Source organism: Streptomyces marianii (assembly GCF_005795905.1).
In the GTDB taxonomy this organism is placed as follows: domain Bacteria; phylum Actinomycetota; class Actinomycetes; order Streptomycetales; family Streptomycetaceae; genus Streptomyces; species Streptomyces marianii.
On the sequence record NZ_VAWE01000001.1, the window covers coordinates 3,417,203 to 3,440,639 of the forward strand.

A 23,437-nucleotide genomic window follows, 5' to 3' on the forward strand; every position below is an offset into this window, starting at 1 on the left:
ACCCGCCACCCCGGGTGAGGGGTGGCGGGAGGCCCGTCAGACCTCTTCGACGCTGCTCGGCTCGCGCCGGGACAGGTCGATACCGAGCTCCTCCGCGGCGCGGAAGACGTCCTCGTCGGTGTCGCGCATCTCGATGGACATGCCGTCCGAGGACAGCACCTCCACGTTGAGGCACAGGGACTGCATCTCCTTGATGAGCACCTTGAAGGACTCGGGGATGCCGGGCTCGGGGATGTTCTCGCCCTTGACGATGGCCTCGTAGACCTTCACGCGGCCGGTGACGTCGTCGGACTTGATGGTCAGCAGCTCCTGGAGGGCGTATGCGGCGCCGTATGCCTCGAGCGCCCACACCTCCATCTCACCGAACCGCTGGCCACCGAACTGAGCCTTACCACCCAGCGGCTGCTGGGTGATCATCGAGTACGGACCGGTCGAGCGCGCGTGCAGCTTGTCGTCGACCAGGTGGTGCAGCTTGAGGATGTACATGTACCCGACCGAGATCGGGTCCGGGAACGGCTCGCCGGAGCGCCCGTCGAACAGGCGCGCCTTGCCGGACGGCAGGACCATGCGGTCGCCGTCGCGGTTCGGGATCGTGTGCTCCAGCAGACCCGCCAGCTCGTCCTCGCGGGCGCCGTCGAAGACCGGGGTCGCGACGTTGGTGCGGGGGTCGACCTGGTCGGCACCGATGGCCTGCAGGCGCTGGGCCCACTCGTCGGCGAGACCGGAGACGTCCCAGCCCTGGCTGGCGAGCCAACCGAGGTGGATCTCCAGGACCTGTCCCGGGTTCATTCGGGACGGGACGCCGAGCGGGTTGAGGATGATGTCGACCGGGGTGCCGTCCTCCAGGAACGGCATGTCCTCGATCGGCAGGATCTTGGAGATGACGCCCTTGTTGCCGTGGCGGCCGGCGAGCTTGTCACCGTCGGTGATCTTGCGCTTCTGCGCGACGTACACGCGCACCAGCTGGTTCACACCGGGGGGAAGCTCGTCGCCCTCCTCGCGGTCGAAGACGCGGACGCCGATGACCTTGCCGGTCTCGCCGTGCGGCACCTTCAGCGAGGTGTCACGGACCTCGCGGGCCTTCTCACCGAAGATCGCGCGAAGCAGGCGCTCCTCCGGGGTCAGCTCGGTCTCACCCTTCGGGGTGACCTTGCCGACCAGGATGTCGCCGGCGACGACCTCGGCACCGATACGGATGATGCCGCGCTCGTCGAGGTCGGCGAGGACCTCCTCGGAGACGTTCGGGATGTCCCGGGTGATCTCCTCCGGGCCGAGCTTGGTGTCACGGGCGTCGACCTCGTGCTCCTCGATGTGGATCGAGGAGAGGACGTCGTCCTGCACGAGGCGCTGCGACAGGATGATCGCGTCCTCGTAGTTGTGACCCTCCCACGGCATGAACGCCACGAGCAGGTTCTTGCCGAGCGCCATCTCACCGTTCTCGGTGGCCGGCCCGTCGGCGAGGACCTGGCCCTCGATGACCCGGTCGCCCTCGGAGACGACGACCTTCTGGTTGACCGAGGTGCCCTGGTTGGAGCGGGAGAACTTCGCGATGCGGTACGTGGTGTACGTGCCGTCGTCGTTGGCGACGGTGACGTAGTCGGCCGAGACCTCCTGGATCACACCGTCCTTCTCCGCCTTGATGACGTCGCCGGCGTCGGTGGCGCAGCGGTACTCCATGCCGGTGCCGACGAGCGGGGCCTCCGCCTTGATGAGCGGAACGGCCTGGCGCATCATGTTCGCGCCCATGAGGGCGCGGTTGGCGTCGTCGTGCTCGAGGAACGGGATCATGGCGGTCGCGACCGACACCATCTGGCGCGGCGAGACGTCCATGTAGTCCACGTCCTCGGGCGACACGTAGTCGACCTCGCCGCCGCGGCGGCGGACGAGTACGCGGGCCTCGGAGAAACGCAGGTCGTCGTTGAGCGCGGCGTTGGCCTGCGCGATGACGAAGCGGTCCTCCTCGTCGGCGGTCAGGTAGTCCACCTCGTCGGTGACCTGGCCGCCCTCGACCTTGCGGTACGGCGTCTCGACGAAGCCGAACGCGTTGACGCGGCCGTACGAGGCGAGCGAACCGATCAGACCGATGTTCGGGCCTTCGGGGGTCTCGATCGGGCACATGCGTCCGTAGTGGGACGGGTGCACGTCACGGACCTCGAAGCCCGCCCGCTCACGGGACAGACCGCCGGGGCCCAGCGCCGACAGACGGCGCTTGTGGGTCAGGCCCGACAGCGGGTTGTTCTGGTCCATGAACTGGGACAGCTGGCTGGTGCCGAAGAACTCCTTGATGGAGGCGACGACCGGCCGGATGTTGATCAGGGTCTGCGGCGTGATCGCCTCGACGTCCTGGGTGGTCATGCGCTCGCGCACGACGCGCTCCATACGGGCGAGACCCGTACGGACCTGGTTCTGGATCAGCTCGCCGACGTTGCGCAGGCGGCGGTTGCCGAAGTGGTCGATGTCATCGGTCTCGACGACGATCTGCGTGCCGCTCTCGCCGACCGTCTCGGTCTCACCGGCGTGCAGCTTGACCAGGTACTTGATGGTGGCGATGACGTCGTCGGTGGTGAGCACGCCGGCGTCCAGCGGCTCGTCCGCGCCGAGCTTCTTGTTGACCTTGTAGCGGCCGACCTTGGCGAGGTCGTAGCGCTTCGGGTTGAAGTACAGGTTCTCGAGAAGGGTCTGCGCGGCCTCACGCGTCGGGGGCTCGCCCGGGCGCAGCTTGCGGTAGATGTCGAGCAGCGCGTCGTCCTGGCCCTGGGTGTGGTCCTTCTCCAGGGTGGCGCGCATCGACTCGTACTCGCCGAACTCCTCGAGGATCTGCTCGGTGGTCCAGCCGAGCGCCTTCAGGAGGACGGTGACGGACTGCTTGCGCTTGCGGTCGATGCGCACACCGACCATGTCGCGCTTGTCGATCTCCATCTCCAGCCAGGCACCCCGGGACGGGATGATCTTGGCCGAGAAGATGTCCTTGTCGGACGTCTTGTCGATGGAGGAGTCGAAGTAGACACCCGGCGAGCGGACCAGCTGCGACACCACGACACGCTCGGTGCCGTTGATGACGAACGTGCCCTTGTTGGTCATGAGCGGGAAGTCGCCCATGAAGACCGTCTGGGACTTGATCTCGCCGGTCTCGTTGTTGGTGAACTCGGCCGTGACGAAGAGCGGGGCGGCGTACGTGAAGTCGCGCTCCTTGCACTCGTCGATCGAGTTCTTCGGAGGCTCGAAGCGGTGGTCGCGGAAGGTCAGCGACATCGACCCGGAGAAGTCCTCGATCGGGGAGATCTCCTCGAAGATCTCCTCCAGACCGGACTTGGTGGGGACGTCCTGTCCGGACTCCAGAGCCGCCTCGACACGAGCCTTCCACGCGGCGTTGCCGAGCAGCCAGTCAAAGCTCTCGGTCTGCAGCGCGAGGAGGTTCGGAACCTCGAGGGGCTCCTTGATCTTTGCAAAGGAGATGCGCAGCGGGGCGGTGCTTGCGCCGTTGTTCGTATTCGCGGTCGAGGCGTTGCGCGAGGCGGCCAAGAGGGGGTCCTTCCGAGGGCTCGGACTCACTACGCGCGTACCGGTCCCAAGCCGGGCACAAAGACAGAAATCCCAGGTCAGGGCTATTCTGGTCAACGATACTCGTGCGTGGGGATGCCCCTGGTGACGGGCAGGGGGCAGCTAACAGGCAGCGCAAAGGGTCAGTGTAGCCACTTGGCCCACTGATGTCCAGGGCGGGTAAACCGAGACCCTCGTTGTTCTCAACTCCGCGGTATGCCGTGCGCCGGGAGGCGCACACCGATACTGCCCGTTCGGTCGCCGATCCATGCCTCGAACTTGGACCGTTGTGACGACGCGTCCTGAGAATTGCGCGCTGCGTGCGGTTCGTCAAGGCCCCCCAGCCCAATCCTGCTGCGGGGATCGTCACCTGGCGCACGGCGAAGATCACCTTACTCTCCGCAGCGGACATCGCAAGGCGCCCACCCGACGGTGGAGGGAACGCCGAAGGGCGACCACCCGAATGGATGATCGCCCTTCAGTGTGCGCGCGTTACAGCGCGGGAGTCAGAAGACTCGCAAGGTCACTTGACCTCGACGGCCGCACCGGCAGCCTTGAGGGACTCGGCGGCCTTGTCGGCGGCCTCCTTGTTGACCTTCTCGAGGACCGGCTTCGGGGTGCCGTCGACGAGGTCCTTGGCCTCCTTCAGGCCCAGGGAGGTCAGCTCACGCACGACCTTGATGACCTGGATCTTCTTGTCGCCGGCGCCGGTGAGGATGACGTCGAACTCGTCCTTCTCCTCGACGGCCTCGACGGCAGCGGCACCGGCGCCACCGGCGGCGGCGGCAACGGCGACCGGGGCGGCGGCGGTGACGTCGAACTTCTCCTCGAACGCCTTCACGAACTCGGAGAGCTCGATGAGGGTCATCTCCTCGAACTGCGCGAGCAGGTCTTCCTGAGACAGCTTCGCCATGATGGCGGGTCCTTCCACTAAATCGGCTGGTGCCGGGTGTACATGTCGGCGGGCGTACGTTGGGCCCGCTGCGACCCGCGCGCTAGGCGGCGCGGATCAATGCGCGAGCCGAATTACTCGGCACCGCCCTGCTCGGCCTGCTTGGCGCGAAGCGCGTCCACGGTGCGGACGAGCTTCGACGGGAGCGCCTGGAAGAGCGCGGCAGCCTGGGACTGCTTGCCCTTCATGGCACCCGCCAGCTTGGCGAGCAGAACCTCGCGGGACTCGAGGTCCGCAAGCTTCTTGATCTCATCGGCGGACAGCGCCTTGCCGTCAAGGACACCGCCCTTGATGATGAGGTTCGGGTTCTCCTTGGCGAAGTCACGAAGACCCTTCGCCGACTCCACCGGGTCACCGGTGATGAAGGCGACCGCCGTCGGACCAGCGAACTGGTCGTCGAGCGAGGTGATCCCGGCCTCGTTGGCCGCAATCTTGGTCAGCGTGTTCTTCACCACGGCGTACTGGGCGTTCTCACCGAGCGAACGGCGCAGCTGCTTGAGCTGCGCCACGGTGAGACCGCGGTACTCGGTCAGCACGGCGGCGCTCGAGCTGCGGAACTTGTCCGTCAGCTCGGCGACCGCGGCGGACTTGTCGGGCCTCGCCATGAGCCTCGGCCTCCTTCCGGGTGATTCGGACCGCGTGGGCTGAAGGAAGGAGACTGGGCAAAACGAAACGCCCCGGCGCAGGCGCACGGGGCGTGGCTCGACCGGACGGACGTCCGGGAGCTTCATCCACAGTCACCTGCGCGGGTCGTCCGCAGCTAGCGGATCCTTCGGCCGCCGAAACCCTCACGGGCACGGCAACGACCAGCGGTCTTTGGCTTCCGGGGAAGAGTACGCGAACGGATCGGCGTCAAGCAAATCGGGCGTCCGGACCGGCCGGAACCGGTGGACGGGGGGCGGTCGGCAAGATCTGCCGACCGCCCCCCCGTCAGGGATGTCCGGGCGCTGCCGTGTCGGCCGGGCCGTCAGCCGTCCAGGCCGGGGCCGCCCTCCGCGCCCGAGCCCTCCAGCTCCTTGAGCATCTTGAAGAGGTCGAAGGTGTCCTTCGCCGGCGGCGCCTGGACCGTGGCCGCGGCGCCGTAGTCGGAGTAGTTCGCCGTCATGGTCATCGTGCCCTGCGGCATCTTCATACCGACGACCATCTTGACCGGGTAGTCGTCCTCGTTGACCCAGACCTCGGTGTCGTAGCCCGTGATGCCGGCCTTCTTGACGTTGGCGACCAGCTCCTTGCGCTCCTCCGCGGAGAGCACGTCGAGGGACTCGTTGGCGTCGAGCATCTCCTGGAAGGTCAGCGCGCCCTTGTAGTGCCGTGTCTCGACGCCGTCGACCTTCTCCGCGCCGACGTGCTTGATGTTCGGCGAGCCGAGCAGCAGGGCGAGCTGCTGGGCCGGGTCCTGGTTCATGTTCTCCAGGCTGCCGGTCATCTGCTTCTGGAGCGCCTTGTCGCCGCTGGCCTCGGCGGCGGCCTTGAAGTCCATCTTCATCCAGCGCTTGCCGTCCATCTCGGCGGCCTGCTTGGCACCCATTTCCATGTACATGGCCTGGTCCACCATGACCATGCGCACCTGGGAAGGCGCGTCCGGGTCGCCCGCGGTGAGCATCGAGCCCTTCACGGTGACGTCCAGCACACCGGGGTCCCAGCCCTGCACACCCGACATCTCCATCGTGCCGCCGCCCTCCATGCCCGCCGGCATGGCCATGGTCATGCGGACCTTGGCGGACCTGGCGTCCGCCGTCTTCTTGTACGCGGCCTGGATCACCTTGGTGATCTCACCCTGCGACTGGACGGCGGACTGCGGGGAGTCGGCGGCCTTCTTCTTCCCGCCCCCGTCACCGTCCTGACAGCCCGCGACACCCGCGACGACGGCCACGGCCGTCAGGGAGACGCCCACGCGCTTCCACGTCGACATACCCATGATTCCCCACCCCTGCTTTTCAGTTCTGTTGCGTCCGTGAAGTCGACTGAACGGTAACGCACCCCACCGACACCGCCGTAATCAGAAACCGGCCCCCGCGCCTCGGGAGGAGGTACGGGGGCCGGTGTCACCGTGTGCGAGCCGTCAGGCTCAGACCGCGGCCGGGTCCTCCTCGACGAGGAGGTTGCGGGTGCGGTTCGAGTCCAGCGGGATGCCGGGACCCATGGTGGTGGTCAGGGTCGCCTTCTTGATGTAGCGGCCCTTCGCCGCGGACGGCTTCAGACGGAGGATCTCCTCCAGCGCCGCGGCGTAGTTCTCCACCAGCTTGGTCTCGTCGAAGGAGACCTTGCCGATGATGAAGTGCAGGTTCGCGTGCTTGTCGACACGGAACTCGATCTTGCCGCCCTTGATGTCGGTGACGGCCTTGGCGACGTCCATGGTCACGGTGCCGGTCTTGGGGTTCGGCATCAGGCCACGGGGACCGAGCACGCGGCCGAGACGGCCGACCTTGCCCATGAGGTCCGGGGTGGCGACGACGGCGTCGAAGTCCAGACGGCCCTTCGAGACCTCGTCGATCAGTTCGTCGGAGCCGACGATGTCGGCGCCCGCGGCCTCCGCGGCCGCAGCACGGTCACCGGTCGCGAAGACCAGGACCCGGGCGGTCTTGCCGGTGCCGTGCGGAAGGTTCACGGTGCCACGGACCATCTGGTCGGCCTTGCGCGGGTCGACGCCCAGGCGGAAGGCGACCTCGACGGTGCCGTCGAACTTGGTGGTGGCGGTGTCCTTCGCAATTCGGACGGCCTCGAGCGGGGCGTAGTTGCGCTCCCGGTCGACCTTGGCGTCCGCGTTGCGGAGAGCCTTGCTGCGCTTCACTTCTTCTCCTGTGGTGTATCAGGCGTGGAGTTCGTGGTCCGGGCCGGCGCTGGCCCTGCCACTGAGGTCTCGGGGGAGCTGGTCAGCCCTCGACCGTGATGCCCATGGAACGGGCGGTGCCGGCGATGATCTTCTCGGCGGAGTCCAGGTCGTTGGCGTTCAGGTCGGGCATCTTGGTGGTGGCGATCTCGCGGACCTGGTCGCGCGTCAGCTTGCCGACCTTGGTCCTGTGCGGCTCGCCGGAGCCCTTGGCCACTCCCGCGGCCTTGAGGATCAGCTTGGCGGCCGGCGGAGTCTTGGTGATGAAGGTGAAGGAACGGTCCTCGTAGACCGTGATCTCCACCGGCACGACCATGCCACGCTGCGACTCGGTCGCGGCGTTGTAGGCCTTGCAGAACTCCATGATGTTGACGCCGTGCTGGCCCAGCGCGGGGCCGACCGGCGGAGCCGGGTTGGCCGCGCCGGCCTGGATCTGGAGCTTGATAAGCCCCGTGACCTTCTTCTTCTTGGGAGGCATTGCTCTCTCCGGGTCCAGTTGAGAGTGTGCTGAAACTGCATGACTTCCACCCGATCATCCGGATGGAGGCATACCGCACCACGATAGCGGGTATCAGTGTGCGGCTAAAAACCGAGCAGGTCAGAACAGCCGCGAGGGCCGCTCTGACCTGTTCGGAAGCTGTGGGGCGATCCGTCAGTTCTTCTGGATCTGGTCGAAGCTGAGCTCGACCGGCGTCTCGCGGCCGAAGATCTCGACGAGGCCCTTGACCTTCTTCGAGTCGGCGTTGATCTCGTTGATCGTGGCCTGCAGGGTGGCGAACGGACCGTCGGTGACGGTGACCGAGTCGCCGACCTCGAAGTCCAGGACCTGGACCTCGACCTTGCGGGCCGGTGCCGGCTTGCCCTCGGCCTCGGCCGCCTCGCGGGCCGCCTTCTCCTCCGCCTCCGGGGCGAGCATCTTCACGATCTCGTCCAGGGTCAGCGGGTAGGGGTCGTAGGCGTTGCCGACGAAACCGGTCACACCGGGGGTGTTGCGGACGACGCCCCAGGACTCGTTCGTCAGGTCCATCCGGACGAGCACGTAGCCGGGCAGCTTGTTCTGCCGGACGTTCTTGCGCTCGCCGTTCTTGATCTGGACGATCTCTTCCTCGGGCACCTCGGCCTGGTAGATGAACTCCTCGACGTTCAGCGAGACGGCGCGCTGCTCCAGGTTGGCCTTCACGCGCTTCTCGTAGCCGGCGTAGGTGTGGATCACGTACCACTCGCCGGGCAGCCCGCGCAGCTCCTCGCGGAGCGCGGCGACGGGGTCGGCCGGAGCCTCCGGCTCGGCCTCCTCCAGGGGCTGCTCGTCGGCCACGGCCTCCGCCGCCTCCGCGTCCTCGTCCACCTCGGCCACGGCCTCGGCTTCGTCGTCCACGTGGATCGCGGCCTGCTCCGCGGGCTCGCCCGCAGCGGCGTCAGCAGCCTCCGCCTGGTCCGGGTCGACGGAGTCCGCCGCCTCGACGATGTCGAGCGCGTCCTCAGCGGACTCGAGGCTGTCGCTCGGCTCAACGGCGTCGTTCAGGTTCGGGTCAGACACGGTGGCTGCTTCTTCCTGGATACAGATGGGGTGGAACATGCGAAAAAGGCGCCGTGCAGGCGCCCTCCGCGGGATCAGCCGAAGACGTACTTGACGGCTGCCTGGAAGCCATAGTCGATCACGGTCACGAGACCGATCATGATGACCACGAAGACGATCACCACGGTCGTGTACGTCGTCAGCTGGCTGCGCGTGGGCCAGACGACCTTGCGAAGCTCGGCGACGACCTGCCGGTAGAACAGCGCGAGGCGGCCCAGGGGGCCCTTCTTCCCGCGCTTGCCACCCTTTCGGGTCTTCTTGCGGGACTCAGGCGCCTCATCCTCGGCATCAGGCATGTCGATGGAGCCCACGGCGTCCGTCACGTCTCTCACCTGATTCCGGGTCGTGGCCGTGCCGCGCCCGGTCGAGCCGCACGGCTATGCATCGAAGTACGTACATGCGCACACATCCTGGCGAAGGTGTGTGTAGCAGGGCCGGAGGGACTTGAACCCCCAACCGCTGGTTTTGGAGACCAGTGCTCTACCAATTGAGCTACGACCCTTTGTGGTTCCCCCCAAACCTACCGCATCCGCGGTGGTGGTCCGTGAGGGCCAACGACCAGTGAGTGTACGTGGTCGGAAGCCATGCGTCGAACAGATAGCTTCGAGGCGGTTCCTGTCCGCGTTCTGTCCGGACCCTGTCAGCCGCCACCCGACCCGCGAAACCCCTGTGCCCGGGCACTCCGCGTTCTGGGACGATGGACCGTATGAGCGCTGCAACTCCTTCCACCGAGCGCCGGGTCTCCGCCCGTATCGGCGCGATCTCCGAGTCCGCGACCCTCGCCGTCGACGCCAAGGCCAAGGCCCTCAAGGCCGCCGGCCGTCCGGTGATCGGTTTCGGGGCGGGCGAGCCGGACTTCCCGACCCCGGACTACATCGTCGAGGCCGCGATCGAGGCCTGCAAGAACCCGAAGTACCACCGCTACACCCCGGCCGGCGGCCTGCCCGAGCTGAAGAAGGCGATCGCGGAGAAGACGCTCCGCGACTCCGGCTACGAGGTCGACCCCGCGCAGGTACTGGTAACCAACGGCGGCAAGCAGGCGATCTACGAGGCTTTCGCGGCGATCCTGGACCCGGGCGACGAGGTCATCGTCCCGGCGCCGTACTGGACGACCTACCCGGAGTCGATCCGGCTGGCCGGCGGCGTCCCCGTGGAGGTCGTCGCCGACGAGACCACGGGCTACCGGGTGTCCGTGGAGCAGCTGGAGGCGGCCCGTACCGAGAGGACGAAGGTCGTCCTGTTCGTCTCCCCGTCCAACCCCACCGGCGCGGTTCACAGCGAGGCGGACACCGAGGCGATCGCCCGCTGGGCGCTGGAGCACGGTCTGTGGGTGCTGACGGACGAGATCTACGAGCACCTGGTCTACGGCGATGCCACATTCACCTCGATCCCCGCTGTGGTGCCCGAGCTACGCGACAAGTGCATCGTGGTCAACGGCGTGGCGAAGACGTACGCGATGACCGGCTGGCGGGTGGGCTGGATCGTCGGCCCGAAGGACGTCGTCAAGGCCGCGACCAACCTGCAGTCGCACGCCACCTCCAACGTCTCCAACGTGGCGCAGGTCGCCGCGCTCGCCGCGGTCTCCGGCGACCTGGACGCGGTCGCGAAGATGCGCGAGGCGTTCGACCGCCGTCGGCAGACCATCGTGCGGATGCTCAACGAGATCGACGGCGTGGTCTGCCCGGAGCCCGAGGGCGCCTTCTACGCGTACCCGTCGGTGAAGGGCCTCCTGGGCAAGGAGATCCGCGGGCAGCGTCCGCAGACCTCCGTGGAGCTCGCGGCACTGATCCTGGAGGAGGCCGAGGTCGCGGTCGTTCCCGGTGAGGCCTTCGGCACGCCGGGTTACCTGCGGCTGTCGTACGCGCTCGGCGACGAGGACCTCGTCGAGGGCGTCTCGCGCATGCAGAAGCTGCTGGCGGAGGCCCGGAACTGAGGTTCCGTTCCCATCGGACGACGTGAGGGGCGGGCCCCGGCCGGACGGCCGGGGCCCGTTCTCCGTCCCGCGCTCCGCTTCCCCGCCGGAACGTGATTCTTCGTTCGGGCAGGGACCCGATCGGGGAAAGGGGCTGCCGTTCGGCCGGTGTCTGCGGCAAGATCCTTCAATGCTGCGCCCGTCAGGGGGACACCCCCCGAACCCCCCGAGAGTCCGCGATCTCAGCCTGCTGCCCAAGGCCCATCTGCATCTGCACTTCACCGGGTCGATGCGGCCCGGCACCCTGCTCGAGCTCGCCGACAAGTACGGTGTGCACCTCCCCGACGCGCTGACCGGTGGCGAACCGCCGAAGCTCCGGGCGACGGACGAGCGGGGCTGGTTCCGCTTCCAGCGGCTCTACGACATGGCGCGGTCGTGTCTGCGGCGGCCGGAGGACATCCGGAGGCTGGTGCGGGAGGCGGCCCAGGAGGACGTCCGGGACGGCTCGGGCTGGCTGGAGATCCAGGTCGACCCCACCTCGTACGCCCCGATGCTGGGCGGGCTGATCCCCGCCCTGGAGATCATCCTGGACTCGGTGGACGAGGCGGCACGGGAGACGGGGCTGGGGATGCGCGTCGTGGTCGCCGCCAACCGCATGAAGCATCCGCTGGACGCCCGCACGCTGGCGCGACTGGCGGTGCGCTACGCGGACCGCGGGGTGGTCGGTTTCGGACTCTCCAACGACGAGCGCCGCGGTATGGCCAGGGACTTCGACCGCGCGTTCGCGATCGCCCGCGACGGCGGCCTGCTGGCGGCACCGCACGGCGGCGAGCTGACCGGCCCGTCGTCCGTGCGGGACTGCCTGGACGACCTCCACGCCGCCCGGATCGGCCACGGGGTCCGCGCGGCCGAGGACCCGCGGCTACTGCGCAAGCTGGCGGAGCGCGGCGTGACCTGCGAGGTCTGCCCCGCGTCGAACGTGGCCCTCGGGGTGTACGAGAAGCCCGAGGACGTACCCCTGCGGACACTGTGGGACGCGGGTGTGCCGATGGCGCTGGGCGCTGACGACCCGCTGCTCTTCGGGTCGCGGCTGGCGGCCCAGTACGAGATCGCCCGGCGCCATCACGGCTTCACCGACGAGGAACTGGCCGAGCTGGCCCGCCAGTCGGTCCGCGCCTCGACCGCTCCGCAGCACGTGCGGGACGGCCTGCTGGGCGGTATCGACGAGTGGCTGAAGGACTGATCCGGCAGTCCCGCCGCGGTCGGCCCGCGCGAGCTCGGGCCGGGACCGCGCCCGAGCGCCCTTGAGCCCGCGTGCGGTGCCCGTGTGCGGGACTCGCGGTGCGTGACGTCGCCGGGCGGACCGCCGTCCTCGTCCCCGGCATACCCCGACGTACCCGGACGACCGACGACGCGGCGGGTGCACGTGCCGGGCGGGCGGGCGGACCAGGAGCACGCACCGGACGGCCGCGCGCCCCGCCCCGCGACCGGACCGGGCGCCGGTCCCCCAACGCGGCCTCAGAGACCGACGCCGACCGTCACCGGCTCGTTGACGAGGGTGACCCCGAAGGCGTCGCGGACTCCGGCGACCACTTCGCGTGCGAGCGCGAGGAGGTCCTCGGTGGTGGCCTCGCCTCGGTTGGTGAGGGCGAGGGTGTGCTTGGTGGAGATGCGGGCGGGGCCGCTGCCGTAGCCCTTGGTGAAGCCGGCCTTGTCGATGAGCCAGGCGGCGGAGGTCTTGGTGTGCCCGTCACCGGCAGGGTAGGCGGGCGGGGCGACGTCGTCACCGAGCCGCTCCCGGACCCGGCCGAGGAAGGTCTCGTACTCGGCCGTGGTCAGGATCGGGTTGGTGAAGAAGGAGCCGGCCGACCAGGTGTCGTGGTCGTCGGGGTCCAGGACCATGCCCTTGCCGGCTCGCAGCTTCAGGACCGCCTCGCGGGCCGCCGCCACCGGTACGCGGTCACCCACCCCCACCCCGAGCAGCCGCGCGGTCTCCGCGTACCTGATGGGCGCGGACAGGCCCCCCGCGTCCTCCAGCCGGAACCGGACGCGCAGCACCACGTGGCGTTCGGGGTCGGCCTTGAAGCCGCTGTGGCGGTAGGAGAAGCCGCAGTCGGCGTTCGGCACGGTGACGGTCCGGCCGCTGCGGCGGTCGTAGGCGACGACCTCGGTGATGGTGCTGGAGACCTCCTGCCCGTACGCCCCGACGTTCTGGATCGGGGTGGCCCCGGCCGAGCCGGGGATGCCGGAGAGGCACTCCAGTCCGGCCAGTCCGGCCTCGACGGTGCGGGCCACGGCGTCGGTCCACACCTCGCCCGCTGCGAGTTCCAGCTCCCCGCCCTCCAGCCGGAAGCCGGTGGTGGCGATGTGCAGCGCCGTGCCGTCGAACCCCTTGTCCCCGATCACCAGGTTGCTGCCGCCGCCGATGAGGAGCAGCGGGGTCCCGGCGGCGTCCGCCGCCCGGACGGCGGCGATCACCTCGTCGTCGGTGGTGGCCGTGACGAGACGGGTGGCCGGACCACCCAGACGGAAGGTGGTCAGCGGGGCGAGAGGCGCGTCATGGAGTTCCAGCACGGGGACAAGGGTACGGTCCGGACCGCTCCGGCCAGGGAGCGGCCGGGGCGGTGGGCGGCCGGTCGCGGGGCCCCGGCAGGATGCTTCCGGGCGGGGGCGGGACCCGCCCGGCCCGGAGCGTGTCCGGGCTCACACCGTCGCGGGGAGCCCGCCGGCCCCGCACCGTGGCCGCGCGCAGGGCCGGATCCCGGCTCCCTGCCCGCAGCGGCCGGGGGCCGGGCCGTGACGCCGGCCCCGCACCGTGGAAGGCGTGGAAGAACCGCGCACCGGAGCGGTGGCCGCTCCTGAACGCGGGGTCGGGTGGAGCGCCCCTCAGGCGAGGCGGACGACCGCCCGGGACATCCCGAGCACCTTCTGCCCCGCCGAGACCGCGGTCAGGTCGACGCGCACCCGGTTGCCGTCCAGCTTGGCCGCGACCTTGCCGCTGACCTCGATGACCGCGCCCCGGTCGTCGTTCGGCACGACCACCGGCTTGGTGAAGCGGACCCCGTACTCGACGACGGCGCCCGGGTCGCCCGCCCAGTCGGTGACCACGCGCGCCGCCTCGGCCATCGTGAACATGCCGTGCGCGATCACGTCAGGCAGTCCGACATCCTTGGCGAACTTCTCGTTCCAGTGGATGGGGTTGAAGTCCCCGGACGCGCCGGCGTAGCGGACCAGCGTCGCCCGGGTCACCGGGAAGGTCTGCGCGGGCAGTTCGGTGCCGACCTCGACGTCCTCGTACGCGATCTTCGCCGTCATCGGGTCAGCCCTCCTCGGCGGCACGCGCCACCAGCTTGGTCCACGCGGTGACGACGTGCTCTCCTGCCTCGTCGTGCACCTCGCCGCGGATGTCCAGGATGTCGTTGCCCGCGAGCGACTTGATCGCCTCGATCGTGGAGGTGACCGTCAGCCGGTCCCCAGCCCGCACCGGCCGGCTGTAGGCGAACTTCTGGTCCCCGTGCACCACGCGGCTGTAGTCCAGGCCGAGCTGCGGATCCTCGACGACCTGTCCCGCCGCCTTGAACGTGATGGCGAACACGAAGGTCGGCGGGGCGATCACGTCCGCGTGGCCGAGCCGCTCGGCGGCCTCGGGGTCCGTGTAGGCGGGACTGGCGTCACCGACGGCCTCCGCGAACTCCCGGATCTTCTCCCGGCCGACCTCGTACGGCGCGGTGGGCGGATAGGTCCGCCCGACGAAGGACTGGTCGAGCGCCATGGACTCGCTACCTCCTGGTTTCCGTTCCTGGCCGGTGCCACCGGAACACTCGCCGGTAACCCCGTGACAAACGACGCGAGGCCGCCCCCGAGTGGGGGCGGCCTCGCATTCGAGCCTGGTTCAGCGCGTCTCGCGGTGCGCGGTGTGCGCGTTGCAGCGCGGGCAGTGCTTCTTCATCTCAAGACGGTCCGGGTTGTTGCGCCGGTTCTTCTTGGTGATGTAGTTCCGCTCCTTGCACTCCACGCAGGCCAGCGTGATCTTCGGGCGGACGTCGGTGGCAGCCACGTGAGTGCTCCTTGGACGGATGGACGGATTGAACGCAGAAAAGAGTAGCCGATCGGAGGACCGACCCCACAATCGGCTACTGTGTGTAGCGGTGACCGGACTTGAACCGGTGACACAGCGATTATGAGCCGCTTGCTCTACCGACTGAGCTACACCGCTTCGATGACGGATCCCCTCGCCCGAAGGCGAGGATCATCCAACACCAGAGCCCCAATACGGAATCGAACCGTAGACCTTCTCCTTACCATGGAGACGCTCTGCCGACTGAGCTATTGGGGCGAGCGATGAAGACATTACACGGTCGGTCGCCGATCGCCCAAATCCGTTTACGGGCCACGTTGGCCGCCTTCGTCGGGTACCGGCGGAGCCCCCTCCCGGCCGCCTCACGGGACACCGCGGGCCCCGCCGCCGCACCCGCCCCCGTACGCCACTCGTGGTCACACCGGTACGACTATTGCGCTCCTCCTCGATGCGCGGTCAAGGCGCCCCTAGGCTCGGCACACGCCGGGTGATCTTGATCGTCCCGCTGGCCGTCTCCAGGCCACTCCCCCGCCCGTCAGGAGCGCGATGCCCGACAGCCAGGCGCAGCCGCCCGACGGCGCCACCGCAGACAGCACCACCCTGCTCCTGTGCGGCGCCCGGCTCACCGACGGCCGCACGGTCGACGTGCGGCTGAGCGGCGCGCGCATCGAGGCCGTCGGCACCGCCGGCAGTCTCAGCGCCGCGCCGAAGACGCACTCCGCACGCGTGGACCTCGGCGGCTACCTGCTGCTGCCCGCCCCCGCCGAGCCGCACGCCCACGCCGACACCGCCCTGACCGCGCTCGCGCCGGAGGGGCCCGTGTCGTACGCCACGGAGGACGTGCAACGGCGCGCCACCGAGGCGGCGCTGCTCCAGCTCGGGCACGGGGCGACGGCGCTGCGGTCGCACGTGCGGATCGGCGATGTGCAGGGGCTCGGCCCGCTCGAGGCCGTGCTGGAGGCACGGCGGGCGCTGCGCGGGCTCGCCGAGGTGACCGCCGTCGCCGTGCCCCGGCTGCTCACCGGCGTGGCGGGCGCGGACGGCCTCGTGATGCTGCGGGACGCGCTGAAGACGGGCGCGTCCGTGGTGGGCGGCAGCCCGGACGCCGATCCGGATCCGACGGGGTACACGGAGGCGGTGCTGGAGGCCGCCGCGGAGCACGGCTGCCCCGTCGACCTCCACACCGACGGCGACGACCCGGCCCGGCTGGCCCGGCTGGCCGCGATGGCCGGGGGCCTGCGCCCCGGTGTGTCCATCGGCCCGTGCGCCGGTCTGGCGCGGCTGCCCGCCGATGTGGCGTCGCGGACGGCCGACCAACTGGCGGCCGCCGGGGTCACGGTCGTCTGTCTGCCGCAGGGCGGCTGCGCGGGCTCCGAACTGCGCGGTGTCGCTCCCGTGCGGCTGCTGCGGGCGGCTGGAGTGCCCGTCGCCGCGGGCAGCGGGGCGATGCGGGACGTGGCGAACCCGGTGGGCCGCGGCGATCCGCTGGAGGCGGCCTTCCTGCTCGCGTCCCAGGGCGGGCTGCGGGTCCCGGACGCGTACGACGCGGTCAGCGCGGCGGCGCGGGCGGCGATGGGCCTGCCGGAAGTGCGGGTGGAGGCCGGCTTCCCCGCCGAGCTCCTCGCGGTCCGGGGCGAACGCCTCCCGGGCGTCCTCTCGCTGGCGTACAGCCGGATCGTCATCCACCGCGGCCGCGTGGTCGCACGGACCAGCGCGGTACGGGAGTACTGCGACTCCGCCGCGGCGGTGGCGCTGGAGCTGCCACGGCAGGGGCGGCCCGAACCCGGGCCGTGAGACGGGCGTGGGCGAACCGGGCCGGGCACCACGCCACCCGCCGGTTGGGGCGCCCCGGGACGGCCGGCTCGGTCGATGGCGCCGGGGCCGGCGGGTGGGCCGGACGCGCCGGCTGAACGAGCGTCCCGAGCGACCGGGCGAGCGCACCGCCGCCGCGCCGGTGGGACGTCGGGACCCGAGCCCCGGGGCAGACGGGCGGTGGAGACGGGGCGGAGACCAGCCCTCGACGGTGGCCGGAAATGGCGCCCGGGTCCAGGACCGTCGCGAGCGTCCGGCGTGGGACGGGCGTACGGTCGGGAGCATGCGCATAGTCATCGCAGGAGGACACGGCCAGATCGCGATGCGCCTGGCACGGCTGCTCGCGGCGGGCGGGAACGAGCCGGTGGGCGTCATCCGGAAACCCGAGCACGGTGACGACCTGCGGGAGGCCGGTGCGGAACCGTGCCTGCTCGACCTCGAGTCCGCCTCGGTGGAGGAGGTCGCCGCGGTGCTCCAGGGCGCGGACGCCGCGGTGTTCGCGGCGGGCGCCGGGCCGGGAAGCGGCGCCGAGCGGAAGAAGACCGTGGACCGGGACGCCGCGGTCCTCTTCGCCGACGCGGCCGAACGGGCCCGAGTGCGGCGGCACATCGTCATCTCGTCCATGGGCGCCGACCCGGAGCACCGGGGCGACGAGGTGTTCGACGAGTACCTGCGGATGAAGGGCGAGGCGGACGCCTACGTCAGGGGCAAGGAGACCCTGGACTGGACGATCCTGCGCCCCGGAATGCTGACGAACGACGCCGGAACCGGGCTGGTCCGGCTGGAGGCCCGCACCGGACGCGGACCCATCCCCCGGGACGACGTGGCCGCGGTGATCGCGGAACTGCTGGAGACCTCGGCCACGGCGGGGCTGGCCCTCGACCTGATCGGCGGAAACGTCCCGGTCTCGGTCGCGGTGAAGGCGGTCGCCGGCAACTGACCCCCGCGGCACGGCCGATGCCGCGGGGTACGGCTCGGTCCGGCCGGGCACGGGCGAGAGGCGGCGGGCACGGGCGAGGGGCGGGGATACCGCGGAACCGACGCCGGGCGGGACGCGTCAGTACCGCGGTCGGCGGGGCGGCGCGGGGCGAACCGGTCGGCGGGGCGGCGCGGGGCGCCGACGGGTACGGGTGGGCGCACAGTGGACTCCGGCCGTGGAACGCCCTCGCCGGCCCAGCCAGCACAGGCACAGCGGTCGGCGCCCGGACCCATCCGACCGATGGATTCCGGCCACAGTCGCGGCCGGTAGCGCCATGAGCGAGACCGCACAGCGGCGCCGGACCGCCGTGGAGCGCCCCGAGCGGACCCACGTGGCCGTCAGGCGTTCCGTCCGGATGTACGGCTTCGCCGCCATCGCCGAACGCTGCCCGAGATCACTGCCGGGGCCGGCCTCGCACGGCCGGCCCCGGCAGAGCGGCCGTTCTCCCCTTCCACTCCGTCGGCGTGGACACCGGGTGGGACGTCGAGACGGGCGCCCCCGTCGTCTCCGCGACGGCCCGTGGCCACATCGCCGTCGGCAGTCTCCCGGCGGGCCGCTACGGGGCGCTGGACACACACGGCCACCCCGACGGGCTTTTCGACGCCGTCACACGGCTGCGGGAGTGGGCCACGGAACAGGGACTGGAGCGGGAGACGACAGCGGTCCGGGTGCGTTCTCGCTCCACCTGATTCAACGTCACCAGCGTTTTGGAAAAGGCGTGTTGCGACCCGGGAGCCCGCACACAGGTTGATCGGATCCCCCGCGGACGGGAATCGTTGCGCAACGATTCCCGCCGCATCCCCGCGGACGGGAATCGTTGTGCACACACCCACTCACGTAAGGGAGAGGCCGTTCACCCCCTCCACCGCCCGAACTGCCACGTGACAGGAAGCACATCCCGCTTTACCTCCCATTTATTCCCCTTGTGGCGCCAATCACAGAATTTCCTCTTGTCGTCACCCGCCTCCACTCGGATGCTGAAAACCCCGGCGGAAATCCCCATTCCCGATTAACCGCCTTACATGGGATCAGAACCCCGAGATTCATGTGAAAGGGCGGCGTCATGCAGCTTTCCCCACTCCCCCGTCGAGCGACGTCCAAGATCGCCAAGTACCTCGTGGGCGGCGTCGCCGCCGCCGCGGTCGTCACCGGCGTGACCACGGCAGTCGCACCGACCGAGGCTTCCGCGGCCCCCGCCAGCGCACACCGGATCGACGGCTGGATCAAGCACTCGCTCCTGGTCATGAAGGCCAAGGGAATTCCCGGCAGCTACGACGGGATCCACCGCAACCTGATGCGCGAATCGAGCGGCGATCTCTACGCGATCAACCTCTGGGATTCGAATGCAAAGAAGGGCATTCCGTCCAAGGGGCTCATGCAGGTCATTGACCCCACATTTCGGACATACCACGTGGACGGCACCTCGTGGGACATTTATGACCCAATTGCGAATATTACGGCGGCGTGCAATTACGCGGCGAAGCGCTACGGGTCCATCGACAACGTGAACGGCCCCTACTGACCCGAGCCCCGGCGGACTCCGCTTCGCCGGACCCGGCAGCCGGGGTGTGCCCGTGGCTCCGCCCGGGGGCTACGGACGCGTTCCGTCGGCAAGGCGATCAACCAGGCCACGGCGGAGCCTCGCCCGGGCCCCTCGCACTCACGACCCGGTGGCCGGCTGCGGCTGAGGCGCGCCCGGGTCGGCACCGGGGTTCTCGCCCCGACGTCGAGGACCCCCGTTACAGCCGGAAGACCCGCGCCAGCTGCTCGGAAAGCGCGGCGACCGTACCGGGAACCGCCAGCGGCGCCAGGCGCGCGCCCAGATAGCCGTCCGGCCGTACGAGGAAGGCCGTGGAGCCCGCCGTGCGGTAGCCCCGCGCGAACTCGCCCCGGCTGTCGAGGAAGGCCGGCAGGTGCCGGCCGTCCGCGTCCGTGACGTAGCCCACGGTCTCCGCGACGTCCCCGGCCCCGGTACCGGCTGTCACAGACCCGGGCTCCGCACCCGTGACCGGGCTCGTACCCGTGTCCGCACCCGTTCCCGTACCACCGTCCGCACCCGTGCCCGGGGCGAGCAGCACCAGGGCCGTCGCATGTCCGTCCGTCAGATGACGGACCCCGGAGGCGATCTCCCCGCACACGTCGAGCGCCGCGGCCGAGTCGGCGTGGAGCAGGAGCACATGGCCGCGGTCGCGCAGCAGGTCGTACAGCCGCAGGGGCACGGCGGCTACACCCCCGGTGAGGCCGCCGCAGTCGGGCGCCCGGTCGCCGGGTCCCGGACCCTGCATTCCAGGGGTGCCCGGGCCCACGAGGGGGCTGTCCGGGTAGGCGACGAGCAACTGGGCCTCGCGCAGCATGACGGTCGTGAAGTCGTCGGGGTCGGCCTGGACGCCCTCGGCGGCATGTCGGACCGTGCGTCCCACGACCTCCTCACCGACGGGTCGGCGCTCGGAGTCGTAGCTGTCGAGCAGGCGCGGATGCGCGGCGCCCCGCACGGTGAGAGCCAGTTTCCACGCGAGGTTGCAGGCGTCCTGGATACCGGTGTTCATGCCCTGGGCGCCGGTCGGCGGATGGATGTGCGCTGCGTCACCGGCGATGAAGACCCGGCCGTTCGCGTACTTGTCCACGAGGCGGTGGCTGATGCGGAAGACGGAGGACCAGCGCATGGCCGACGCCGTGGTGGGTTCCGGGGACAGCCGGTCGAGGACGGCCTGGATGTGCTCGACGCCGGGTACCCGCTGTCCGGTCTCCAGCCCGTGCGCGACGCCGTCCCCCCGGTCCGCGTCCCCCACGGGCTGCCGTGCGGCGGAGAGTTCGGGCGGGACCAGCGTGGACACGCGGTAGCGGCCGCGGCCCGGCAGCGGGATGCAGACGAGCAGGTCGTCGACGGACCCGTCATCGCCGTGGTGCGTGGCACGGACGCCGTAGCCCGGTGGCAGGCTCCAGTCGACCTCCACGTCCGCGAGCATGTACTCCTCGGGGAAGGCGGCGCCCTCGAAGGTGAGCCCGAGCGTCTTGCGGACGATACTGTGCGCCCCGTCGCAGCCGACGAGGAAACGTGACCGGACCTCCTCCTCCCCGCCGTCGACGGTGACGATCCGGCTGAGGACCCCGTCCGTGTCCTGCTCGAACGAGACGAGCTCGGTGCCGCGCTCGATGCGTGTGCCGAACCGGGCGAGGTGCTCCTCGACGACGCGCTCGGTCTCGTACTGCGGCAGTGCGGCGAAGCCGTAGGGGACGTCCGGCGGGAGACGGAAGTCGATACGCCCCTGCTCGGCACCGTCGGCGTACAGCAGCTGGCCGCGCATCGGCACGGCGGCGTCCAGGGCGTCGCGGACCATGCCCATCCGGTCCCAGATCTCCAGGGTCCGGGGCTGGATCCCCACCGCCTTGGCGTACGGAAGCCGGGCCGGGAGCCTGTCGACGATACGGCAGTCCGCTCCGTGACGGCGCAGCTCCGCGGCCGCGGTCAGCCCGACGGGTCCGGCACCCACGATCAGTACATCGGTGTCCACCACTGGCATCTCCCACCGAGAGCCCCCGGCTGCGCTGTCCCTCCGTGTCCCTCCGTGTCCCTCCATGGTCGGCCGATGAGCCCGGTCCGGCGACTCGGGTCCCGTGGACGGACGTCGTCCCCGCCGGTGGCGTCCCGGCCGGTGGAAGGGCACGTCCTCCCCCGGAGGTCGCGGATACCGGACCGGGGCCGGCGGCCCCTCGGCCGGACGACGGCGGACGGTTCGGCGATTCCGTCCCACGTCCACGGGCGCCGGACCCCGGGCACTCCCTCCCGGCACAGCCGTTGCGCGAACTCCCGGGCTCCACGTCCGGGTCGGGGTTGGGCCGGCCCTGTGGCGCGGTGGATGCTCGGCATCCAGGCCCGGCAGCGGGGCCGGCCCGATCGGCGGCCAAGGGCTGTCCCGTGATCACCGGTGGATCAGCGCGCGGCGTCGGACGCGGTGCATCGCGAGGCGGAGGGTCGTCCTCATACTGGGCGTATTCGGGCGATCCGGCAACGCAGCGAGGTACTGCGGCTGTCGTCGTGCGCCCGCTGGGGATTACGGGACAGCCCTATGGGTCGGCGCGGCGGGGCCGAGGGGCCGCACCCATCGGGGCCCTTTCCCGCTTCCTCCTCAATTCCCCTTCCGGGGAGACGACTTCACACCGAACGCGTACGAGCTCGAACATCCGCCTGAGGGCGGGGATGCAAAGTCGACCCGTTTCCCGGCGCCGTCGGCAGGGGCTGCGGAAAGCGACGTGACCAAGGTCTGTCCCGCAATCCCCGGCCGGGTGCGCGACGACAGTCACGGCGCCTCGCTGCGTTGCCGGATCACCCGAGTAGACCCCGGTACGAGGACGGCCCTCCGCCTCGCGATGCACCGCGTCCGACGCCGCGCGCTGGTCCCCCCGGGATTGCGGGGCAGCCCTTAAGCTCGGTTGCCGAGCCGGGCGATGCGAAGAGAAGAGATACGAAGAGAAGAACGGAAATCGGGGGCTGCATGCTTGCCGTCACGGTCATCGCGGGAATTCTCTTCGTCTGGTCGCTGCTGGCGTTCAGGCTCTCGCGCTGGAGTATCACCGCGCCCATCGCGATGATGGCGGCGGGCACCGCCCTGACCGCCGGCTCGAACCCTCCGCTGCATTTCGAACTCGAGACGAACGTCTTCGAACACGCGGTGGAAGTCATCCTGGCCCTGCTGCTGTTCGTCGACGCCATCGAGGTGCCCGGCAGGATCCTGGGCCGGGAGAAGGGCATCGTCCTCCGTCTGCTGGGCGGCGGGCTGCCGTTGACGCTCGGCGCCGCGTTCCTGAGTGGTCTCCTCCTCTTCCCCGACCGGTCCGGATGGCTGCTCGCGGTACTGGCGACCGTCGTCGTCCCGCTGGATCTCGCCCCCACCGCGTCCGTCGTCCGCGACCCGCGGATCCCCGCGCGACTGCGCGAGGTCCTCAACGTCGAGGGCGGCCTCAACGACGGCATCGTCTCGCCGGTGTTCCTCCTCTGCATCGCGGTGGCCGTCGAATCGCACGATGTGCACGCCGACTACGGCGAGGCGCTGCTGACGGCGGTCGAGGCGGCCGGCTGGGCACTCGCCACCGGACTCGTCGTCGGCTGGACGAGCGGCCTGCTGCTGCGCAAGTCGTGGTCACGGGGCTGGACGCAGACGTCGGCGATGCGACTGGGCGTGCTCGCCGTCCCGTTGGTGGCGTACACCTTCTCCAGCGCCGTGGGCGGGAACGGGTTCGTCGCGTCCTTCATCGCGGGTGTCCTCTTCGGCCCGGCGGTCCGGGAACTCCCGGAGACCGCGGTGGAGCTGACCGACGACATCGTCACCCTCATGAGCCTCGCGCTGTGGTTCATCTTCGGGCAGATCGTCAACAACGCGTTCTGGCCCGGCTTCCAGGCCGCGATCATCCTCTACGCGCTGCTCGCCGTCACCCTGGTCCGCATGGTTCCCGTGCTCCTGGTGCTCACGGGAGCGGGGGTGAGCCGGGCCGACAAGCTCTTCCTGGGCTGGATGGGACCGAGAGGCGTGACATCCATCGTCTTCGGCTCCCTGGCGGTCATCGAACTCCCTGACGTGAGTGCCGACTTCGTCTCCCGGGTCATGGTGATCACCGTGATGCTCAGCATCGTGCTCCACGGGCTGAGCGCCGAGCCGATCGCCCGCTTCTACGCCCGGCGGCGTACGGAGGGGACCCGGCCGGCCGCTCCGGCCGCCGACGCCGGCCCCTGAGCTCCGGCGGGCGGGACGCCGGCCCGGGA

Annotated in this window: 20 protein-coding genes and 3 tRNA genes; 7 read left to right on the forward strand and 16 right to left on the reverse strand. The window is 70.1% G+C overall.

What is annotated here, in order from left to right:
* Nucleotides 1-36: 36 nt before the first annotated feature.
* From rpoB to FEF34_RS15310, 9 genes are all read right to left on the reverse strand, one after another.
* The gene (rpoB, locus tag FEF34_RS15265; protein WP_138053678.1) at nucleotides 37-3,522 is read right to left on the reverse strand and encodes a DNA-directed RNA polymerase subunit beta; all 3,486 of its coding nucleotides are present in this window, start codon (nucleotides 3,520-3,522) and stop codon (nucleotides 37-39) included.
* A gap of 541 nt (nucleotides 3,523-4,063) precedes the next feature.
* Nucleotides 4,064-4,453 carry a 50S ribosomal protein L7/L12 gene (gene rplL / locus FEF34_RS15275; RefSeq protein ID WP_138053679.1) on the reverse strand — a complete coding sequence of 130 codons (390 nt, stop codon included), beginning with the start codon at nucleotides 4,451-4,453 and terminating at the stop codon, nucleotides 4,064-4,066.
* Nucleotides 4,454-4,566: 113 nt separating this feature from the next.
* Nucleotides 4,567-5,097 (reverse strand): 50S ribosomal protein L10, encoded by a 531-nt coding sequence (gene rplJ / locus FEF34_RS15280; protein ID WP_138053680.1) that lies wholly within the window; start codon nucleotides 5,095-5,097, stop codon nucleotides 4,567-4,569.
* 362 nt (nucleotides 5,098-5,459) lie between these two features.
* Nucleotides 5,460-6,404 (reverse strand): LolA-like protein, encoded by a 945-nt coding sequence (locus FEF34_RS15285; protein ID WP_138057503.1) that lies wholly within the window; start codon nucleotides 6,402-6,404, stop codon nucleotides 5,460-5,462.
* A gap of 156 nt (nucleotides 6,405-6,560) precedes the next feature.
* Complete coding sequence (rplA, locus tag FEF34_RS15290) at nucleotides 6,561-7,283, reverse strand: 50S ribosomal protein L1 (protein WP_138053681.1); 723 nt, start codon at nucleotides 7,281-7,283, stop codon at nucleotides 6,561-6,563.
* 82 nt (nucleotides 7,284-7,365) lie between these two features.
* Nucleotides 7,366-7,800: a 50S ribosomal protein L11 gene (rplK, locus tag FEF34_RS15295; protein WP_138053682.1), complete on the reverse strand. Its 435-nt coding sequence runs from the start codon at nucleotides 7,798-7,800 to the stop codon at nucleotides 7,366-7,368.
* A gap of 174 nt (nucleotides 7,801-7,974) precedes the next feature.
* On the reverse strand, nucleotides 7,975-8,859 hold the full coding sequence (nusG, locus tag FEF34_RS15300) for a transcription termination/antitermination protein NusG (RefSeq protein ID WP_138053683.1): 885 nt from the start codon (nucleotides 8,857-8,859) through the stop codon (nucleotides 7,975-7,977).
* A gap of 74 nt (nucleotides 8,860-8,933) precedes the next feature.
* The gene (gene secE, locus FEF34_RS15305; protein ID WP_093656441.1) at nucleotides 8,934-9,221 is read right to left on the reverse strand and encodes a preprotein translocase subunit SecE; all 288 of its coding nucleotides are present in this window, start codon (nucleotides 9,219-9,221) and stop codon (nucleotides 8,934-8,936) included.
* Between the two features lie 106 nt (nucleotides 9,222-9,327).
* A tRNA-Trp gene (locus FEF34_RS15310) sits at nucleotides 9,328-9,400 on the reverse strand.
* A 204-nt stretch (nucleotides 9,401-9,604) separates the two neighbouring features.
* Here FEF34_RS15310 and FEF34_RS15315 point away from each other — a divergent pair.
* Both FEF34_RS15315 and FEF34_RS15320 read left to right on the forward strand, forming a co-directional pair.
* Complete coding sequence (locus tag FEF34_RS15315) at nucleotides 9,605-10,831, forward strand: pyridoxal phosphate-dependent aminotransferase (protein ID WP_138053684.1); 1,227 nt, start codon at nucleotides 9,605-9,607, stop codon at nucleotides 10,829-10,831.
* A 169-nt stretch (nucleotides 10,832-11,000) separates the two neighbouring features.
* The gene (locus FEF34_RS15320) at nucleotides 11,001-12,053 is read left to right on the forward strand and encodes an adenosine deaminase (protein WP_138053685.1); all 1,053 of its coding nucleotides are present in this window, start codon (nucleotides 11,001-11,003) and stop codon (nucleotides 12,051-12,053) included.
* 275 nt (nucleotides 12,054-12,328) lie between these two features.
* Here FEF34_RS15320 and FEF34_RS15325 read toward each other — a convergent pair whose 3' ends face one another.
* From FEF34_RS15325 to FEF34_RS15350, 6 genes are all read right to left on the reverse strand, one after another.
* Nucleotides 12,329-13,384, reverse strand: a complete 1,056-nt coding sequence (locus FEF34_RS15325) for a UDP-N-acetylmuramate dehydrogenase (RefSeq protein WP_138053686.1) — start codon at nucleotides 13,382-13,384, stop codon at nucleotides 12,329-12,331.
* A 312-nt stretch (nucleotides 13,385-13,696) separates the two neighbouring features.
* On the reverse strand, nucleotides 13,697-14,125 hold the full coding sequence (locus tag FEF34_RS15330; protein ID WP_138053687.1) for a MaoC family dehydratase: 429 nt from the start codon (nucleotides 14,123-14,125) through the stop codon (nucleotides 13,697-13,699).
* Between the two features lie 4 nt (nucleotides 14,126-14,129).
* Nucleotides 14,130-14,582 (reverse strand): MaoC family dehydratase N-terminal domain-containing protein, encoded by a 453-nt coding sequence (locus FEF34_RS15335; protein WP_138053688.1) that lies wholly within the window; start codon nucleotides 14,580-14,582, stop codon nucleotides 14,130-14,132.
* A 120-nt stretch (nucleotides 14,583-14,702) separates the two neighbouring features.
* Nucleotides 14,703-14,867: a 50S ribosomal protein L33 gene (gene rpmG, locus FEF34_RS15340; protein ID WP_003948671.1), complete on the reverse strand. Its 165-nt coding sequence runs from the start codon at nucleotides 14,865-14,867 to the stop codon at nucleotides 14,703-14,705.
* A gap of 86 nt (nucleotides 14,868-14,953) precedes the next feature.
* Nucleotides 14,954-15,026 (reverse strand) — tRNA-Met (locus FEF34_RS15345).
* Between the two features lie 47 nt (nucleotides 15,027-15,073).
* Nucleotides 15,074-15,146: transfer RNA gene (locus FEF34_RS15350), tRNA-Thr, on the reverse strand.
* A 288-nt stretch (nucleotides 15,147-15,434) separates the two neighbouring features.
* Between FEF34_RS15350 and FEF34_RS15355 the strand changes: the two genes are divergently transcribed.
* The 4 genes from FEF34_RS15355 (at nucleotide 15,435) to FEF34_RS15370 (ending at nucleotide 19,201) form a co-directional block, all read left to right on the forward strand.
* Nucleotides 15,435-16,682 carry an amidohydrolase family protein gene (locus tag FEF34_RS15355; RefSeq protein WP_138053689.1) on the forward strand — a complete coding sequence of 416 codons (1,248 nt, stop codon included), beginning with the start codon at nucleotides 15,435-15,437 and terminating at the stop codon, nucleotides 16,680-16,682.
* A gap of 301 nt (nucleotides 16,683-16,983) precedes the next feature.
* Nucleotides 16,984-17,640, forward strand: coding sequence for an SDR family oxidoreductase (locus FEF34_RS15360; RefSeq protein WP_138053690.1), 657 nt, complete (start codon nucleotides 16,984-16,986; stop codon nucleotides 17,638-17,640).
* A 503-nt stretch (nucleotides 17,641-18,143) separates the two neighbouring features.
* Nucleotides 18,144-18,368, forward strand: a complete 225-nt coding sequence (locus FEF34_RS15365; protein ID WP_138053691.1) for a GyrI-like domain-containing protein — start codon at nucleotides 18,144-18,146, stop codon at nucleotides 18,366-18,368.
* A 374-nt stretch (nucleotides 18,369-18,742) separates the two neighbouring features.
* Nucleotides 18,743-19,201, forward strand: a complete 459-nt coding sequence (locus FEF34_RS15370; RefSeq protein ID WP_138053692.1) for a transglycosylase SLT domain-containing protein — start codon at nucleotides 18,743-18,745, stop codon at nucleotides 19,199-19,201.
* A 217-nt stretch (nucleotides 19,202-19,418) separates the two neighbouring features.
* On the opposite strand, the gene FEF34_RS15375 is transcribed toward FEF34_RS15370, so the two are convergent.
* Nucleotides 19,419-21,200 (reverse strand): FAD-dependent monooxygenase, encoded by a 1,782-nt coding sequence (locus FEF34_RS15375; RefSeq protein ID WP_138053693.1) that lies wholly within the window; start codon nucleotides 21,198-21,200, stop codon nucleotides 19,419-19,421.
* Nucleotides 21,201-22,172: 972 nt separating this feature from the next.
* On the opposite strand from FEF34_RS15375, the gene FEF34_RS15380 reads away from it, so the two are divergent.
* Nucleotides 22,173-23,408 carry a cation:proton antiporter domain-containing protein gene (locus FEF34_RS15380; protein ID WP_138053694.1) on the forward strand — a complete coding sequence of 412 codons (1,236 nt, stop codon included), beginning with the start codon at nucleotides 22,173-22,175 and terminating at the stop codon, nucleotides 23,406-23,408.
* Nucleotides 23,409-23,437 lie beyond the last annotated feature (29 nt).